The organism is Pseudonocardia sp. Cha107L01 (assembly GCF_052566575.1).
This window is the reverse complement of sequence record NZ_CP199579.1, coordinates 8,559,523-8,576,873: the sequence shown is the minus strand read 5'-3', so window position 1 is coordinate 8,576,873 and position 17,351 is coordinate 8,559,523. Positions and strand designations below refer to the sequence as shown.

Sequence of the window (17,351 nt, the reverse complement as noted above, 5' to 3'; positions counted from 1 at the left end):
CACCGTGATGGACTCGTTCGCCGCCCGGACCGCGCTCGCCCAAGGACAGGTCGGACAGACCGCCGTGAACATCGGCGTGGTGTGGATCGTCGTCGCGGTAGTGGTGGTGCTGCTGCTCATCGCGCTGGTCGTAGGCCTGGTGACGGCCCGGCGCAGGCGGGTCAACCTGCGCGCGGACCGGCCGGATCAGACGCCGGACAAGCCGAGGGAGGTCTACCGGGGTACCGGGGCCATCAGCTTCTCGGCCGGCACCGGTACCGCCGAGCGCCCCGCGCCGCCGGCCGGCGACGGCACCGCCGACCCAGCCTCCAACGGGCTGGCCCCGGCACCGCCCGCGAAGCCGGCACCGCCCGTCCAGCCGGCGCCGCCCGCCCAGCCGGCGCCGCCCGCCCAGCCGGCGCCGCCCAGCGAGGCCGCGCCGCCCAGAACGACGCCGCCGCCGAGCGAGGCCGCGCCGCCCAGAACGACGCCGCCGCCGAGCGAGGCCGAGCCGGCGCGGCCCGAGCCGGTCCCGCCGGCCGCGCCGGAGCGGCCCGAGTCGGCCGAGCCGGTCCCGCCGGCCGCGCCGGAGCGGCCCGAACCGGTTGAGCCGGTCCCGCCGACCGCACCCGAGCGGCCCGAGTCGGCCGAGCCGGTCCCGCCGGTACCGCCGGCCGAGCCCGTCCCGCCGACGACTGAGCTGGCCCCGCCGGTCCCGCCCGCACCGGCCGCCGAACCCGAGCCACCCCGCACCGCGGCGCCGCCCCCCTCGGCGGCACCGCCCCGCACCGGGCCGGCCGCCGCGGCGCCGGCTCCCGTCGTCGCGGCGCCGCCCACCTTGCAACCGTCGGCACCCGCCGAGACCATCGAACCGGCCGAGGGGCGCCTGGAGCGGCTGCGCGGACGGCTCGCCGGCTCCCGGTCCGCGTTCGGCCAGGGCATTCTCGGCCTGCTCGGTGGCGGTGAGCTGGACGAGGAGTCCTGGGAAGAGGTCGAGGACACCCTGCTGTTGGCCGACCTCGGCGCGGACACCACCGCCGAGCTGGTCGGCACGCTGCGTGCCGAGATCGCCGCCAAGGGAGCGCGCACCCCGGAGCAGGCCCGGCAACTGCTCCACGAGGTACTCACCGCCGCACTGTTGCCGGAGCTGGACCGCTCGGTGCGCGCCCTGCCGCACGACGGCCGGCCCGCCGTGGTGCTGGTGGCCGGGGTGAACGGCACCGGCAAGACCACCACCACCGGCAAGCTGGCCAGGGTGCTGGTGGCCGGGGGCCGGACCGTGGTGCTCGGCGCGGTCGACACGTTCCGGGCCGCCGCGGCCGAGCAACTCGTCACCTGGGGTGAGCGGGCCGGCGCCGAGGTGGTGCGCGGGCCGGAGGGGGCCGACCCGGCCAGCGTTGCGTTCGAGGCGGTCAAGCGCGCGGCCGAGTCCGGCGCGGACGCGGTGCTGCTCGACACCGCGGGGCGGCTGCACACCAAGGCCGGGCTGATGGACGAGCTCAGCAAGATCAAGCGGGTGGTGTCCCGGCAGGGCGACGTGGACGAGGTCCTGCTGGTGCTCGACGCGACCACCGGGCAGAACGGGGTCATCCAGGCCAGGGTGTTCGCCGAGGTCATCGATGTGACCGGCATCGTGCTGACCAAGCTGGACGGCACCGCGAAGGGTGGCATCGTGTTCCGCGTCCAGCGCGAGCTGGGTGTGCCGGTCAAGCTGGTCGGTCTGGGCGAGGGTCCGGACGACCTGGCCCCGTTCGAGCCGTCGGCGTTCGTGGACGCTCTGCTGGCCTGACCGCGCGCGGGCTGAGCTCGCCGGGGCGTGCGAACACCGGGTGCCCACCGCCCGGCTGTAAAGACGCTAAGGACCAGCGACAGTAACAACAGTCGCATCTCGACCATGATCGAATCGGACTGGCGTTACTGTCGGCGGCGATCACCCGATACGGCGCGAGCAGGCCGACCGGGAGTTCCCGTCGACGTTCGGCTCCGTGCCCCAGGCTGCGCCCGAGCGGACGGTGCCGCTCGGCGCGGATTCGCTACCGCCCTGCCGGGCGCGACCCGCGACCGAACGGGCCGCCCCGGCCCGCTTGCCTGCGCCCAACCCGGCCCGCCTGTTCCCGGCCCGTTTCCGGCGCGGCGCGGCGGCTCACCGGGGGCGGCCCGGCGCGCGACCGTCCGGTCCGGCCCGTGAGTCGTCGAGCAAGCCGGGTTGTTGCCGGTGGGACCGCTGTGACTCGCTCTGGGTGATCGGCGTCACTCGCACCGGACGGGTGAACCGGTTGAGAGGGTCACTTAACCTCCCTGTAACGACATGGGCGTGCTCGTTCACCGCTGCGCAACATGGAGCGCCTTTCGGCGAAACATCCCCCACAGATCCTTCTCGCCAACCTGGCTGACAGGAGGACAAGAAGGTGATCAACGCAGGGGATACCGCTTGGGTGCTCGCCAGCGCGGCGCTGGTGATGCTGATGACCCCAGGCCTGGCGTTCTTCTACGGCGGCATGGTCCGAAGCAAGAGCGTGCTGAACATGCTGATGATGAACTTCATCTGCTTGGCAGTGATCGGCGTGCTCTGGACGCTGTTCGGGTACAGCTGGGCGTTCGGGAACGACGCGTTCGGCGGCCTGGTCGGCGGCAACGAGTTCGCCGGGCTCGGCAAGACAATCGGCCACTTCGTCGGGGTGGCCGTGACCGGCCCGCCCGCGGTGGCCTGGCCAGGGCCGGATGCCCTGCCGGCAACGGCCTTCGTGATGTTCCAACTGATGTTCGCGATCATCACCCCGGCGCTGATCTCCGGCGCGATCGCGGACCGCGTCAAGTTCTGGTCCTGGACGCTGTTCGTCGTCGTCTGGGGCGCGATCGTCTACTTCCCGGTCGCGCACTGGGTGTTCGCGTTCGACGGCTTCACCGGTGCCGACTCGCACGGCGGTTGGATCGCCAACACGCTGAAGGCCGAGGACTTCGCCGGTGGTACCGCGGTGCACATCAACGCCGGTGCCGCGGGTCTCGCGTTGGCCATCGTGCTCGGTCGGCGCAAGGGCTGGCCGCGTGATCCGATGCGGCCGCACAACCTGCCCTACGTGCTGCTGGGCGCGAGCCTGCTGTGGTTCGGCTGGTACGGCTTCAACGCCGGCTCCGCACTGAGCGCCGGCGACCTGGCCGGGGTTGCGTTCACCAACACCACGGTGGCCACCTGCGCCGCGGTGCTGGGCTGGCTGCTCGTCGAGCAGTTCAGGGACGGCAAGCCGACCACTCTCGGCGCGGCCTCGGGTGCCGTCGCCGGTCTGGTGGCCATCACTCCTGCCTGCGGCTTCGTCAACCCGCTCGGTGGCATCGCAATCGGCCTGATCGCCGGCGCGGTGTGTGCACTGGCGGTGGGCATCAAGTTCAAGTTCGGCTTCGACGACTCGCTCGACGTGGTCGGCGTCCACCTGGTCGGCGGCATCATCGGCACGCTGCTGATCGGCTTCTTCGGCACCAAGAGTGTGAACTCGGCGGCGCTCGGCGAGGACGGGCTGTTCTACGGCGGCGGCTTCACCCAGCTGGGTCGGCAGGCCATCGCGGCCGGGTCGGTGATGGTCTACTCGTTCGTGATGGCGTTCATCATCGGCACGATCATCAAGAAGACGATCGGGTTCCGGGTGGACGAAGAGGCCGAGGTCACCGGCATCGACGAGGGCGAGCACGCGGAGACCGCGTACGACTTCTCATCGGTCGGCGGCCGCGCGAGCGCCGGTCTGGGGCAGCACGCCATCGGCGGGGACAAGGTGGCGGCGAACGCGACCGCCAGTGTCACGAAGGAGGGCTGACCGGACATGAAGCTGGTGACAGCGATCATCAAGCCGTTCGTGCTGGAGGACGTCAAGGGCGCACTGGAACAGATCGGTGTCCTCGGCATGACGGTCAGCGAGGTGCAGGGTTACGGCAGGCAGAAGGGCCACACCGAGGTCTACCGGGGTGCTGAGTACTCGGTCGACTTCGTACCCAAGGTCCGCATCGAGGTCGTCACCGACGACGCGATGGTGGACAAGGTGGTCGACGCCGTGGTCGAGGCAGCCCGCACCGGCAAGATCGGTGACGGCAAGGTCTGGGTCAGCCCGGTCGACGCAATCGTGCGAGTGCGTACCGGGGAACGCGGCACAGACGCGATCTGATCGAGGCGACGGGGTGATCGCGGTGTGCCATGGAGTGACCGCGATCGCCCCGTTGCCGGTGTCGCCGCCACGGGGTGTGATCATTCGGCTCTCGGAACGTTCGGGAGGACGATTTGATCCACACAGACGTGGTCAATGCGGGAAGTACCGCATGGGTGCTGGTCAGTGCCGCCCTGGTGATGTTGATGACGCCAGGGCTGGCACTGTTCTACGGCGGCCTGGTGCGCTCCAAGAGCGTGCTCAACATGATGATGATGAACCTGATGTGCCTGGGTGTGGTCACCGTCCTGTGGATGGTGTTCGGCTACTCCCTGGTGTTCGGCAACGACATCGGGCACGGCCTGATCGGCGGCCTGGACCACGTCGGGCTGCGGGACGCCGCGAGCGTCGTGGGCCCGCCCTCGGACCGGATCCCGCTGTTGGCGTTCGCGATGTTCCAGCTGATGTTCGCGGTGATCACCGCCGCGCTGCTGGCCGGGGCGATCGCGGACCGGGCCAAGTTCTGGAGCTGGACGGTCTTCATCGCGTTATGGACCTGCCTGGTCTACTTCCCGCTGGCGCACTGGGTGTTCGCGTTCAACGGCTACGCCGCACAGTCCGGTGGTTGGATCGCCAACCAGCTCAAGGCGCTGGACTTCGCCGGCGGCACCGTGGTGGAGATCAACTCGGGGGCGTCGGCGCTGGCGTTGGCGCTGATCCTGGGCAAGCGCCGGGGGTGGCCGAGGGACCCGTTCCGGCCGCACAACATGCCGAACGTGCTGCTCGGCGCCGGGCTGCTGTGGTTCGGCTGGTTCGGCTTCAACGCCGGTTCGGCGCTGGCGGTCGGCGCGGTGGCGGCCAATGCGTTCACCACCACGATGACCGCGTCGGCGGCCAGCCTGATCACCTGGCTGATCTACGAACAGATCGACGACGGCCGGCCGACCTCGCTCGGCGCGGCCTCCGGGGCGCTCGCCGGGCTGATCGCGATCACCCCGGCCTGCGGCTTCGTGGACACCTGGGGAGCACTGGTGATCGGTGCGGTGGCCGGCGTGGTGTGCGCGCTGGCGATCAAGCTGAAGTACCGGCTGGGCTACGACGACTCGCTGGACGTGGTGGCGCTGCACGGCGTGGGGGGACTGCTCGGCACCGTGCTGGTCGGCCTGTTCGCCACCGTGGCGGTCAACCCGGCGGGCGCGGACGGGTTGTTCTACGGGGGCGGCCTCGGGCAGCTCGGCCGGCAGGCGCTGGCTGCCGCGGTGGCGGTGTGCTACGCCTTCGGGGTCACGCTGCTGCTGGCCTGGCTGGTGCGGTCGGTCATGGGCTTCCGGGTGGACCGGGAGGTCGAGCACGGCGGCATCGATGAGGCCGAACATGCGGAGAGCGGTTACGACCTCTCCCTGCTCGGCTCCGCCACAAGCGGGGGCGGCGGGGTAGTGACATCGGGGGCGGCCACGCGGGGAACCGCGAGGCCTGAACAGGAGGACGTGAAGCGATGAAGCTGATCACGGCAATCATCAAGCCGTTCGTGCTGGAGGACGTCAAAGGCGCGCTGGAGCAGCTCGGCGTGCTCGGCATGACGGTGAGCGAGGCGTCCGGCTTCGGCCGGCAGAAGGGGCACACCGAGGTCTACCGGGGTGCCGAGTACACCGTCGACTTCGTCCCGAAGATCAGGGTCGAGGTGGCGGTGGACGACAGCATCGCGGAGAAGGTGGTCGACGCAGTGGTGCAGGCGGCGCGCACCGGCAAGATCGGCGACGGCAAGGTCTGGGTGACCACGCTGTCGACCGTTGTCCGGGTTCGCACCGGGGAACGCGGCAGTGACGCTCTCTGAGTCAGCTCTTTCATCTCCTTCATCGCGGTTGGTCGGGGGAACAATTCGATGAGCACGACGGCCGGCATCGCCGACGACCTCATTCGGGCCAGGGCGGTGCTGCTGAACCCGGGACCCGGGCAGCGCCGGCTGGCGGCGGAGCCACTGCGCGGCGCGTTGGTCGACCTGCACGATTTCTGGCTGGCCTCGCGGGCGGCCACGATCGGGATGACCGAGGGCGTCGCGCTGGTCGCGGTCGGCGCGCTCGGTCGCCGCGAGCTGGTGCCGTACTCCGACCTGGACCTCGTGATGGTGCACGACCGCCGCCCGGACGCGGACCGGTTGGCCGAGGCCATGTGGTACCCGCTCTGGGACGCCGGCATCGGCCTCGACCATTCGGTACGGACCCCGGGGCAGGTGGTGCAGGTCGCGGCCACCGACCTGCGCGCCGCGCTCGGCCTGCTCGAAGCCCGCCACCTGGCGGGGGAGAAGGCGCTGTTCGACAAGGTCAACTCGGCGGTGCGGCAGTCCTGGCGGGCCGGCATCCGCAGCCGGTTCGACGAGCTGGTCGAGATGACCAACGGCCGCTGGGAGCGCAACGGCGACGTGGCGCACCGCGTCGAGCCGAACCTCAAGGACGGCCGGGGCGGGCTGCGGGACGTGTACCTGCTGGACGCGCTGGCCGCCGCGCAGCTGATCGACCGGGCCGGCCCGGACGTGGCGGCGGCGCGGTTGCTGCTGCTCAACGTCCGTACCGAGCTGCACCGGCTGGCCGGTCGGGCCCGCGATGTGCTGCGCGCCCAGGATGCCGACGACATCGCCGCACTGCTCGAACTGGGTGACCGGTTCGACCTGGCCAGGGCGCTGTCCGGGGCGGCACGCACGGTGGCCTACGCCGTCGACGTGGGTCTGCGCGCGGCCCGTTCCGCGCTGCCCCGCCGCGGCCTGGCCGCGCTGCGGCGGGCGCCGGTCCGCCGCCCGCTCGACGAGGGTGTGGTCGAGCACAACGGCGAGGTGTCGCTGGCCAGGGACGCGGCGGCGGCCAAGGACCCGGCACTCGTACTCCGGGTGGCGGCCACCGCCGCGCGGACCGGGCTGCCGATCGCGGCCGGCACCCTGACCAGGCTCGCGGACACCGCGCCGGAGCTGCGGATGCCGTGGCCGAGGGCGGCGGTGGTGGAGCTGCTCTCGCTGCTCGGCTGCGGTCGGCCGCTGGTGGACGTGGTGGAGGCGCTGGACCGGGGCGGGCTGTGGGGCCGGCTTTTCCCGGAGTGGGGCGCGGTGCGCGACATGCCGCCCCGGGACCGGGCACACGTCTGGACCGTGGACCGGCACCTGGTGGAGACCTGTGCCCAGGCCGCCCGGCTGACGACCCTTGTGGCCCGCCCCGACCTGCTGCTGCTGGGCGCGCTGCTGCACGACATCGGCAAGGGCCGCGACGAGGACCACTCCGTGGTCGGCGAAGGGCTGGGCCGACAGGTCGGGCGGCGGCTGGGGTTGCCCGAGCGCGACGTGGCCACCCTGGCCGCGATGGTGCGGCACCACCTGCTGCTCCCGGACACCGCGACCCGGCGTGACCTGGAGGACGGCGCGACCGTGACCAGGGTGGTCGAGACGCTGGGCGGCGACCCGCAGCTGTTGGAGCTGCTGCACGCGCTGGCCCAGGCCGACTCGCTGGCCACCGGGCCGGGGGTGTGGAGCCCGTGGAAGCGCACGCTGATCGACGAGCTCGTCGAGCGCTGCCGAGCGGCGATGACGGGCGAGCCGATCCGACTGCCGGAGCCGCTGGACGAGGTGCGCCGCGAGCTGGCCGGGCGCGCCGCGTCGACCGGCCGCCCGCAGATCACGCTGCGTGTGGCTTCCGGCTCGGGGGACGCCTCGGGAACCGGCGGCGGCGAGGTCGGCCCGGACGAGCCGACGGTCGTGCTGGTGGCGCTGCCGGACCGGCCGGGTTCGCTGTCGCTGGCCGCCGGCGTGCTGGCGCTGCACTCGCTGGAGGTGCACGTCGCGGACCTGCGCTCGCACCAGGGCATCGCGGTGGACACCTTCGGGGTATCACCGAGGTTCGGTCGGATGCCGGACCCGGCCGTGCTGCGTGATGACCTGGCCCGGGTGCTGGACGGCACGCTCGACCTGACCGAGGCGCTGGCGCGCAAGGAACGGGACTACGCGCGTCCGGCCGGGTTGGAGGAGCGGGTCCGGCCTCGGGTGCTCTGGTTCGACGACGAGGCCACCGGCGCGGTGGTGCTGGAGCTGCGGGGCTCGGACCGGATCGGCCTGTTGCACCGGATCGCCGCCGCGCTGGAGAGCTGCGGGGCGGACGTCCGGTGGGCGAAGGTCGAGACGCTGGGCTCCTCGGTGGTCGACTCGTTCTGCCTGGTGGAGGTGGACGGCCAGAGCTCGCTGCCCCGGCCGGTCCGCCGCAGGATCGAGCAGGCGGTGCTGGCCGCGGCCACCAGCTGACGTTCGCCAGTAGCCTCGGCTCATGGTCGGTGCCGCTGTGGATCGAGCCGCTGTGGATCGGCTGGTCGAGGAGCACCTGGGCGACCCCGGGTCGGGCTGGAGCATGGGCACCAGGGGCGCGATCGCCGAGTTCGTCCGTGACCCGGGCGAGCCGGCCACCAGGGCCCCCGGATCCGTGGTGACCGCGCGCGGTGGCATCCGGCTCGTACTGCCCGGCGGCGTCCGCCCGGTGGCCTACGAGACGCCGGCCGGGCCCCGGGACGACTGGAACCACGCGGTGGCGCTCTGCCTGCCGGCTGACGACGCCCGGTGCGCGGTCCGGACCTCGGTCACCGAGCTGGGTCCCGACGAGGACGGCCTGCGCCCCGCCGACCGCGCCTCGGTGCTGTTCGACCTCGGGCTCGGCACGCCGACGGTGGATGTCTGCGTGCGCGTCGCGGACCCCGAGCTGCTCGAGCTGCTGCGCGCGTCGGCCGGCCGGTCGCTGTTCGCCGACGCCGGCCAGCTGGCCGGGCGGGTGGCCGCCGCCAGCCCGCACCGGGTGTTCGCCACCGCGTGCGGGCGGGTCGAGGTCTTCGTCGCCATCCCACCCGTTGCCGGCCGCTCCCCGGACGGCCCGCACACCCACCTGCTGCCGCACCTGCTGCGGACCGGAACCGGCCGGCCCGGGGGCCACCCGGCGACGGTGCCGATCCCGGTGGGGCTGGTGTCGTGCGCCGAGCTGTACCCGCCGCACCCGGCCCGGGACCTCCTCGGCCGGCCGACACCGTTCGACGCTGCCCGCCACCACACCTTCCAGGGGCTGTTGCAACGGTTCGGCGACGCCGGCCAACGCCGAGTCAAGGCGGCCACGATCAGCGCGGTGCGCAGCGGCGGTCCGCCGCCCGCCACCGGCGACCCGGTCGCCGGGGTGCGCGATCCGCTCGGCCGGGCCGCCGTCGCGGTGGCGTTGCGGCAGCTGGCGCACACCGACGCCGGGACGCTCCACCCGGCCTGGGCCGACCGCCGGCACCCGCCCGCCGCGTTGCTCGACCCGGACGGCGACCGCAACGGCGGCTGATCCCCCCGATCGGCCCTACGGATCGGGCTCCGAGAGCCGCCCGAGATCCGCCGAGATCACAGTGGCGGACCCGACGGGCTGGAACGATCGGGGCCCGTCGGCCGTTGACCCAACGTGACGGGGACAGCGGGCGACCCGACCGTCCTCACGGTGTCCAAGCGGTCGTTCGTGCTGGTCGCGGGCATCCCGGGGGCAGGGAAGAGCAGCATGCTGGCGCGGCGCCCGATCGCCGTGCCCGGTGCTGTGGTGCTGGACTCCGACCGGGTCCGGGAGTGGCTGCGGGACAGGCTCCCGGCCGGCCTGCCCTACCGGAGCTACCGGGGCCTGGTGCACCTGCTGTACCGGGTCCAGATCGTGCTGACGGCGCTGGTCGCCCTCGGCCCGGTGGTGGTGCACATGCCGGCCACCGCCGCGTTCACCCGGGTCGCCATGGTGGCGCTGGCGATGCTGGCCTGCCGCCGCCGGGACCTGGTGTGGGTGCATGCCGAGCCCGAGGAGGCCCGGCGCGGCCAGCGCAGCAGGGGGCGGGTGCTGCCGCGCTCCAGCTTCGAGCGGCACGTGCGGCGCGGCGGTGCCTTCGTCGAGAGGCTCCGCGCCGGTCACCGGCCACCCGGATGGCACCGGGTCACCCTGTTGGACCGCCGCCAGGCGGGGCACGGGCTGGTTCTCACCACCCGGTGACACCCTCGGGGCGACCGGCTCCAGCGGACCCCTCGGTCACTCGTCTAGTCTCGACGGACAAGGCGTCCGGGCCATCGAACAGGGTCTGGGCGTTGGCGAGCGTGCGGCCGCCCGAACCTGAACGACGAGCTGGAGCGACGAGTCACCGTGTTTGACACCCTCTCCGAGCGCCTGACCGGCGCATTGCGCGACCTGCGCGGCAAGGGCCGGCTCTCCGAAGCCGACATCGACTCCACCTGCCGGGAGATCCGCATCGCGCTGCTCGAGGCGGATGTGGCACTGCCGGTGGTGCGGACGTTCGTGGCCCGGGTCAAGGACCGCGCCAAGGGCGCCGAGGTCTCCGGTGCGCTGAACCCCGCGCAGCAGGTCGTCAAGATCGTCAACGAGGAGCTCGTCGGCATCCTTGGCGGCGAGACCCGGCGGCTGAACCTGGCCAAGCAGGGCCCGAGCGTGATCATGCTCGCCGGCCTGCAGGGTTCCGGCAAGACCACGTTGGCCGGCAAGCTGGCCAAGTGGCTGGCCGGCCAGGGGCACACCCCGTTGCTGGTGGCCTGCGACCTGCAGCGCCCCAACGCGGTGAACCAGCTGCAGATCGTCGGCGAGCGCGCCGGGGCCACGACCTTCGCGCCGGAGCCGGGTAACGGCGTCGGCGACCCGGTCGACGTCGCCCGCCGGGGCATCGCGCACGCCCGCGACAAGCACTACGACATCGTTGTGGTGGACACCGCCGGCCGCCTCGGGGTTGACACCGAGCTGATGGCGCAGGCCGCCGCGATCCGGGATGCGACCAATCCGGACGAGGTCCTGTTCGTCGTCGACGCCATGATCGGCCAGGACGCGGTGGCCACCGCCGAGGCGTTCCGCGACGGCGTCGGCTTCACCGGCGTGGTACTCACCAAGCTCGACGGCGACGCCAGGGGTGGTGCCGCGCTGAGTGTGCGCGAGGTGACCGGCCAGCCCATCCTGTTCGCCTCGAACGGGGAGAAGCTGGAGGACTTCGACGTCTTCCACCCGGACCGGATGGCCAGCCGGATCCTGGGCATGGGCGATGTGCTCACGCTGATCGAGCAGGCCGAGCAGGTCTTCGACGCCAAGCAGGCCGAGGCCACCGCCAGCAAGATCACCAGCGGTGAGCTGAGCCTGGAGGACTTCCTCCAGCAGATGCTGGCGATCCGCAAGATGGGCCCGATCGGCAACCTGCTCGGCATGCTGCCCGGCGCGAACACCGGCCAGATGAAAGAGGCGCTGTCGCAGGTCGACGACCGTCAGCTGGACCGGCTGCAGGCCATCATCCGGGGCATGACGCCGGCCGAACGGGACGACCCGAAGATCATCAATGGCTCCCGCCGGCTGCGCATCGCCAAGGGCTCCGGGGTGTCGGTGAGCGAGGTCAACGACCTGGTCAGCCGCTTCTTCGAAGCTCGCAAGATGATGAAGCAGATGGCCGGCCAGTTCGGCTTCGGCGGCGGTGGGCGCCGGGCTTCGAAGAGCCGCAAGGGCAAGAAGGGCAAGGGGCGCTCCACCGGCCAGGCCCGGCCGCGCGGTGGGCTGCCGGCACTGCCCGACCTGTCCAAGATGCCGCCCGGGCTCAACGAGCTGCCGCCCGGCCTTGCCGGGCTGGACCAGCTGCCCGCCGGGTTCGACCCGTCCCGGCTCAAGCTGCCCAAGTCGAAGTGACCGAGGGCGACCGCGGGTGAGCATCGCGCCGGGAGCCGCGCGGGACCGAGGATCCGGAACGGCCTACCACCTTCGCGGTGTGCTGCTCCCGGAGGAACGGCACACCGAGCTGTGGATCACCGGGGACGGGCTGGTCGGCGACGGGCCGATCCCGGGTGCGGAGACGTTGGCCGACCGGGGCTGGATCGTGCCGGGGCTGGTCGACGCGCACTGCCACGTCGGGCTGGGTACCCAGGGCGCGACCACGATGGCGGAGGCGGTCGAGCAGGCCGAGACCGACCGGGACGCCGGCACCCTGCTGGTCCGCGACTGCGGCTCACCGCTGGACACCCGGCCGCTGCAGGCCCGTGACGACCTGCCGTTGATCATCCGCACGGCCCGGCACCTGGCAAGGCCGAAGCGGTACATCCCCGGCCTCGCGGTCGAGCTGGACGACCCCGCGCTGCTGCCCGAGGAGGTCGCCACGCAGGCCGCCGCCGGCGACGGCTGGGTCAAGCTGGTCGGTGACTGGATCGACAGGGCGGTCGGCGACCTGGCGCCGGTGTGGCCGGACGACGTGCTGGTCGAGGCGATCGACGCGGCGCACGCGGCCGGCGCCAGGGTCACCGCGCACGTCTTCGGCACCGACGCGCTGCCCGGGCTGATCCGGGCCGGCATCGACTGCATCGAGCACGGCACCGGGCTCACCGACGAGCTGATCGGGGAGATGGCCGAGCGGGGTACCGCACTCGTGCCGACCCTGATCAACGTGGAGAACTTCCCCGGCTTCGCCGACGCGGCCAGCAAGTACCCGGTCTACGCGGCGCACATGCGCGAGCTGTACCGGACCGCCGACGACGTGGTGCGGCGCGCGGTCGAGGCCGGGGTGGCGGTCTACGCGGGCACCGACGCCGGCGGCGGCATCGCGCACGGGCGGATCGCCGACGAGATCGCCGCGCTGAGCCGGGCCGGGATGTCGCCGGCCGACGCGCTGGGCGCCGCGAGCTGGGCGGCCAGGGACTGGCTGGGCCGGCCGGGGCTGAGCCCGGGAGAGCGCGCCGACCTGGTCGTCTTCCCCACCGACCCGAGGGTCGACCTCGGTGTGCTGGCCACGCCGACCCACGTGTTGCTGCGCGGCCGCCCGGTCGGTCGGCTCGGCGCGTTCTGAGAACGGCGCGCGCCCGACTGTTGCCGGCGGTTCGGCTGCGGCGAACACCCGACCCGCCCGGTAGCGTCGCGGGCAGCGAACGATGCAGGAGGTGGGTGTGAGCACATCCGGCCCGCCGGAGGCGGTTCGTGAGCCGTGGGAGCCGCCGCCGCCCGGATCGGAGCTGTCGGGGATTCCGGCTGGGATTCCGTCGGGGATTCCAGAGCCGCGGCGGGGGCTCGCGGAGGCGCCCGGGGAGGCCCCGGCGGGCACCGCCGCCAGCGGCCCGCCGCACCGGTGGGGCTTCGGGGCCTACCTGCTGGCGGAGGCGGTGTTCCTGGGCACCTCGGTGCTGCTGGTGCTGCCCTATGTCGGAAATCACAGCGGGCCGCCGCCACCGATCATGCTGCTGCTCAGCCTGACCGTGCCGACCGTGCTGGCCGCGGGGGTGGCGCTGCTGGCGACCGTGCTGCGCGGCAACGGACCTCGGCTCGACCTGGCCCTGCGGTTCGACCGCACCGACCTCACCCGAGGCCTCGCCTTCGGCTGTGGCGGCCTGGTGCTGACCATCCCGGCCGCCGCGCTGTGGTCCAGGGTGGTCGGCCCCGAGCAGGCCAACTCGGCGGTCGCCGAGCTGTTCGCCGGGCAGCGGTTCGCCGTGCCGGTGGCCATCGCGGTCTTCCTCGTGGTGTGGCTGGTGGCGCCGATCTGTGAGGAGATCGTCTACCGGGGCCTGCTGTGGGGCGCGGTCGAGCGGCATGCGACGGGGCGCTGGTGGGCCTTCGGGGTGACCACGCTGTCGTTCGCGCTCGCGCACTTCGAGTTCACCCGGACACCGCTGCTGCTGGTCATCGCGGTGCCGATCGGGCTGGCCCGGCTCTACACCGGGCGGCTCGGCGCCAGCATCATCGCCCACCAGCTCAACAACCTGCTGCCGGCGGTCTCCCTGCTGCTGGCCCTGCTCGGAGTGATCAAGTGAGCGGTGTCCTGGACCTGAACTCCGACCTCGCGGAGGGCTTCGGGATCTGGCGCCTCGGCGACGACGACGCGCTGCTCGAGGTGGTGAGCTCGGCAAACGTGGCCTGCGGCTTCCATGCCGGGGACGCCTCGACGATGCGTCGGGTCTGCGCGCTGGCCGCCGAGCGCGGCGTCGTGGTGGGCGCCCAGGTGTCCTACCGCGACCTGGCCGGGTTCGGCCGCCGGTTCATCGACGTCGAGCCGGGGCAGCTCGCCGACGAGGTGCTGTACCAGATCGGCGCACTGGAGGCCTGTGCCCGGGCCGGCGGCACCAGGGTCGGGTACGTCAAGCCGCACGGCGCCCTCTACAACGCCACCGTGCGGCACACCGCGCAGGCCGGCGCGGTGGTGGCCGGGGTGCGGGCGTTCGGGGCGCTGCCGGTGCTCGGGCTGCCGGGTTCGGAGCTGCTGGCGGCGGCCGAGCGGGCCGGTCTGGAGCCGGTCCAGGAGGCGTTCGCCGACCGCGGCTACACCCCGGAGGCCACCCTGGTGCCGAGGTCCGAGCCCGGTGCGCTGCTCAGTACGTCCGCCGAGGTGGTGGAGCGCGCGGTGCGGCTGGCGACGGCCGGGGAGATCGTCGCGGTGGACGGCACGGTGCTGAAGGTCGGCGCACGATCGCTCTGCCTGCACGGCGATACCGAGGGCGCGGTGGAGCTGGCCCGCGCGGTCCGCGCCGAGCTGCTCACCCTGGATGTGACGGTGCGCCCGTTCGTCGAAGTCTGAATTCTGACCCCGAAATCTGACCCCGGAACCGGGTGCCGGACGTCGACGGGGGCCGGTTGCGGGGTGGCCGAGGGCGGTAGACCGGAGCTGCCGGCCCGCCGACGTGGGGTATCTGGCACAATGGTCGGCTGAGCGCCGTGGCCGGACCCTCTCCCCGCGCCGTGGTTGATACCGAGCTGGTCTAGCCCGTTCCCCACGCGGGCGACGCGGGCTCGGACGTCCATGACCTGAATGAGCAATTCGAACCGCGAGGAGCAGCAAGACCCGTGGCAGTCAAGATCAAGCTGATGAGGCTCGGCAAGATCCGTGCACCGTACTACCGGATCGTCGTGGCCGACGCGCGCAACCGCCGCAGTGGCCGCGCGATCGAGACCATCGGCAAGTACCACCCCAAGACCGACCCCAGTTTCATCGAGGTCGACTCCGAGCGCGCTCTGTACTGGCTCGGCGTCGGCGCCCAGCCGACCGATCCGGTGCGCAACATCCTCGAGATCACCGGCGACTGGCAGAAGTTCAAGGGCCTGCCCGGCACCGAGGGCACCCTGCGTCACCCGGCTCCGCCGGTGGACCGGCTGGCCCGGTTCAACGCGGCGCTGGCCGAGGCCGGCGGCGAGGTGACCGGCGTGGCGACCACGCCGAAGAAGAAGGCTGAGCCGAAGGCCAAGAAGGACGACGCCAAGCCCGAGGCGAAGGCTGAGACCAAGCCCGAGGCCAAGCCCGAGGTGAAGACTGAGGCCAAGCCCGAGGCCGAGGCGAAGACTGAGACCAAGCTCGAGGTCGAGGCGAAGCCAGAGGCCACGCCCGAGGCCGAGGCGAAGCCAGAGGCCGAGGCTGGTGCGGCCGTCGCTGAAGGCGGGCAGTGAGCCGGCGCGCTAGCTCACCGTCAGGTGGTCCGGCGCGCGCATTCGCTCGACTGACCGTCGAGAGTGAGGAGATCGCGTGAGCGGCGCTCTCGTGGACGCTCTCGAGCACCTGGTGCGCGGCATCGTCGACCACCCGGACGAGGTTCAGGTGGAGCTGGTCACCACCCGTCGCGGGCGCACGCTCGAGGTCCGGGTGCACCCCGACGACCTCGGCAAGGTGATCGGCCGGGGCGGTCGGACCGCGACCGCGCTACGCACGGTGATCAGCGGCGTGGGCGGTCGAGGCGTCCGGGTGGACGTGGTCGACACCGATCGCTGAGCCGCCGGTGTCCGAGCGTGTGACGGTGGGGGTCGGCCGGATCGGTCGGGCCCACGGATTGACCGGCGAGGTCAGTGTGCTGGTGCGCACCGACGCGCCGGAACAGCGGTTCGCCCAGGGCACGGTGTTCGAGCTGGGTGCTGGCCGCCGGATGACGGTGGCCGGCACCCGCTGGCATCGAGGTGCCCTGCTGGTGCGGTTCGAAGAGGTCGCCGACCGCACCGCGGCCGAGACGCTGCGCGGCGAGGTGCTGACGGTGACGGTCGACGACCTGCCGCTGTTGGACGACCCGGACGAGTTCCACGACCACCAGCTGATCGGGCTGCGCGCCGAGCTCGCGGACGGTGTGTCGGTGGGGACCGTGCGGGACGTCGTGCACGGTCCGGCCGGCGAGCTGCTCGTACTGGCGCGCGACGGTGCCCCGGACGCACTGGTGCCCTTCGTGCAGGCGATCGTGCCGACCGTCGACCTGGCCGCCGGCCGGGTGGTTCTCACCCCGCCCGACGGCCTGCTGGACGACGAGTAGAGCGCTGAACGCGCCGCCGAGGCCGACTGGCAGGATTCCCGGTCGATGCGGATCGACGTAGTGACAATCTTCCCCGGCTACCTGGCCGCGCTGCGCGAGGCGCTGCTCGGTCGGGCGATCAGTGCTGGGCTCATTTCGGTACAGGTGCACGACCTGCGGGACTGGACCCACGACGTGCACAAGGCGGTCGACGACGCGCCGTACGGCGGCGGCCCGGGCATGGTGATGCGGCCCGCCGTCTGGGGTGCGGCGCTGGACGCGGTGTGTGCGCCGCCGGAAGGGTCCACGCCGGCTCCCCGGCTGGTGGTGCCGACGCCGGCCGGGCGCCCGTTCACCCAGGCCACCGCGCGCGAGTACGCGGCGGAGCCGTGGCTGGTGTTCGCCTGCGGCCGCTACGAGGGCATCGACCAGCGGGTGTTCGACGACGCGTCCCGGCGGATGGTGGTCGACGAGGTGTCGATCGGCGACTACGTGCTGGTCGGCGGCGAGGTCGCGGTGCTGGCCATGGTGGAGGCGGTGGCCCGGCTGCTGCCCGGGGTGCTCGGCAACCCGGACTCCGCCGCGCAGGACTCGTTCTCGGACGGGCTGCTCGAGGGGCCGGCGTACACCCGCCCGGAGCGGTGGCGGGAGCTGGCGGTGCCGCCGGTGCTGCGCAGCGGTGACCATGCCGCGATCGAGCGGTGGCGGCGCGACCAGTCGCTGGCCCGCACGGCCGCGCGGCGGCCCGACCTGCTCGCCGCGCTACCCCCCGATGCGCTCCAGCCGCGGGACCGTGAACTGCTGGAACGGCTCGCCGACGAGCCCGGGTGAGCAAACCCACCATGGGGCAACGGAGGGATGGCTGGCCGTCCGGTTTCGATCCGCGACGGTCCGTCTGGCACACTGGACTGGTTGCCACCGCCCCGCGCACCTAGCCGGGGATGCCGGATCACACCGGTCCGGTCGGTCGGGAGAGCGCGCCAGCGTGTTCCCCG

The 17,351-nt window shown here is 72.8% G+C and carries 15 protein-coding genes and 1 pseudogene; all 16 read left to right on the top strand.

The window, feature by feature from the left end:
* Positions 1 to 7 precede the first annotated feature (7 nt).
* Positions 8 to 1,768: a signal recognition particle-docking protein FtsY gene (gene ftsY, locus ACTXG6_RS40530; RefSeq protein ID WP_445190252.1), complete on the top strand. Its 1,761-nt coding sequence runs from the start codon at positions 8 to 10 to the stop codon at positions 1,766 to 1,768.
* Between the two features lie 619 nt (positions 1,769 to 2,387).
* On the top strand, positions 2,388 to 3,785 hold the full coding sequence (locus ACTXG6_RS40525) for an ammonium transporter (RefSeq protein WP_445184600.1): 1,398 nt from the start codon (positions 2,388 to 2,390) through the stop codon (positions 3,783 to 3,785).
* 6 nt (positions 3,786 to 3,791) lie between these two features.
* Positions 3,792 to 4,130 (top strand): P-II family nitrogen regulator, encoded by a 339-nt coding sequence (locus ACTXG6_RS40520; RefSeq protein WP_445184599.1) that lies wholly within the window; start codon positions 3,792 to 3,794, stop codon positions 4,128 to 4,130.
* A gap of 128 nt (positions 4,131 to 4,258) precedes the next feature.
* Positions 4,259 to 5,608, top strand: coding sequence for an ammonium transporter (locus ACTXG6_RS40515; protein WP_445190251.1), 1,350 nt, complete (start codon positions 4,259 to 4,261; stop codon positions 5,606 to 5,608).
* Positions 5,605 to 5,943, top strand: a complete 339-nt coding sequence (locus tag ACTXG6_RS40510; protein ID WP_445184598.1) for a P-II family nitrogen regulator — start codon at positions 5,605 to 5,607, stop codon at positions 5,941 to 5,943. Before ACTXG6_RS40515 ends, ACTXG6_RS40510 begins: the two co-directional genes overlap by 4 nt.
* Before the next feature lie 48 nt (positions 5,944 to 5,991).
* Positions 5,992 to 8,385, top strand: coding sequence for a [protein-PII] uridylyltransferase (locus ACTXG6_RS40505; protein WP_445184597.1), 2,394 nt, complete (start codon positions 5,992 to 5,994; stop codon positions 8,383 to 8,385).
* 52 nt (positions 8,386 to 8,437) lie between these two features.
* Positions 8,438 to 9,445, top strand: a complete 1,008-nt coding sequence (locus tag ACTXG6_RS40500; protein ID WP_445184596.1) for a DUF6925 family protein — start codon at positions 8,438 to 8,440, stop codon at positions 9,443 to 9,445.
* 114 nt (positions 9,446 to 9,559) lie between these two features.
* Entirely contained in the window at positions 9,560 to 10,126 is a 567-nt protein-coding gene (locus tag ACTXG6_RS40495; RefSeq protein ID WP_445184595.1) for an AAA family ATPase, read from the top strand.
* A gap of 147 nt (positions 10,127 to 10,273) precedes the next feature.
* Positions 10,274 to 11,803 carry a signal recognition particle protein gene (ffh, locus tag ACTXG6_RS40490; protein ID WP_445184594.1) on the top strand — a complete coding sequence of 510 codons (1,530 nt, stop codon included), beginning with the start codon at positions 10,274 to 10,276 and terminating at the stop codon, positions 11,801 to 11,803.
* Between the two features lie 16 nt (positions 11,804 to 11,819).
* Positions 11,820 to 12,950, top strand: coding sequence for an amidohydrolase family protein (locus ACTXG6_RS40485; protein WP_445184593.1), 1,131 nt, complete (start codon positions 11,820 to 11,822; stop codon positions 12,948 to 12,950).
* 97 nt (positions 12,951 to 13,047) lie between these two features.
* Positions 13,048 to 13,908, top strand: coding sequence for a CPBP family glutamic-type intramembrane protease (locus tag ACTXG6_RS40480; protein WP_445184592.1), 861 nt, complete (start codon positions 13,048 to 13,050; stop codon positions 13,906 to 13,908).
* Positions 13,905 to 14,669, top strand: a complete 765-nt coding sequence (locus tag ACTXG6_RS40475) for a LamB/YcsF family protein (protein ID WP_445184591.1) — start codon at positions 13,905 to 13,907, stop codon at positions 14,667 to 14,669. Before ACTXG6_RS40480 ends, ACTXG6_RS40475 begins: the two co-directional genes overlap by 4 nt.
* A gap of 266 nt (positions 14,670 to 14,935) precedes the next feature.
* Positions 14,936 to 15,373 (top strand): annotated as a pseudogene (gene rpsP / locus ACTXG6_RS40470) (30S ribosomal protein S16); the annotation flags it as partial.
* Positions 15,374 to 15,608: 235 nt separating this feature from the next.
* Positions 15,609 to 15,851, top strand: a complete 243-nt coding sequence (locus tag ACTXG6_RS40465) for an RNA-binding protein (protein ID WP_445184590.1) — start codon at positions 15,609 to 15,611, stop codon at positions 15,849 to 15,851.
* Between the two features lie 7 nt (positions 15,852 to 15,858).
* Positions 15,859 to 16,377, top strand: coding sequence for a ribosome maturation factor RimM (gene rimM / locus ACTXG6_RS40460; protein ID WP_445184589.1), 519 nt, complete (start codon positions 15,859 to 15,861; stop codon positions 16,375 to 16,377).
* A gap of 45 nt (positions 16,378 to 16,422) precedes the next feature.
* Positions 16,423 to 17,187 (top strand): tRNA (guanosine(37)-N1)-methyltransferase TrmD, encoded by a 765-nt coding sequence (gene trmD, locus ACTXG6_RS40455; protein ID WP_445184588.1) that lies wholly within the window; start codon positions 16,423 to 16,425, stop codon positions 17,185 to 17,187.
* Positions 17,188 to 17,351 lie beyond the last annotated feature (164 nt).

Excerpts from the sequence above, each read along its gene's own strand:
- ftsY (WP_445190252.1), top strand. The coding sequence starts at position 8 with ATGGACTCGTTCGCCGCCCGGACCGCGCTCGCCCAAGGACAGGTCGGA.
- ACTXG6_RS40520 (WP_445184599.1), top strand. The coding sequence starts at position 3,792 with ATGAAGCTGGTGACAGCGATCATCAAGCCGTTCGTGCTGGAGGACGTC.
- ACTXG6_RS40510 (WP_445184598.1), top strand. The coding sequence starts at position 5,605 with ATGAAGCTGATCACGGCAATCATCAAGCCGTTCGTGCTGGAGGACGTC.
- ACTXG6_RS40505 (WP_445184597.1), top strand. The coding sequence starts at position 5,992 with ATGAGCACGACGGCCGGCATCGCCGACGACCTCATTCGGGCCAGGGCG.
- trmD (WP_445184588.1), top strand. The coding sequence starts at position 16,423 with ATGCGGATCGACGTAGTGACAATCTTCCCCGGCTACCTGGCCGCGCTG.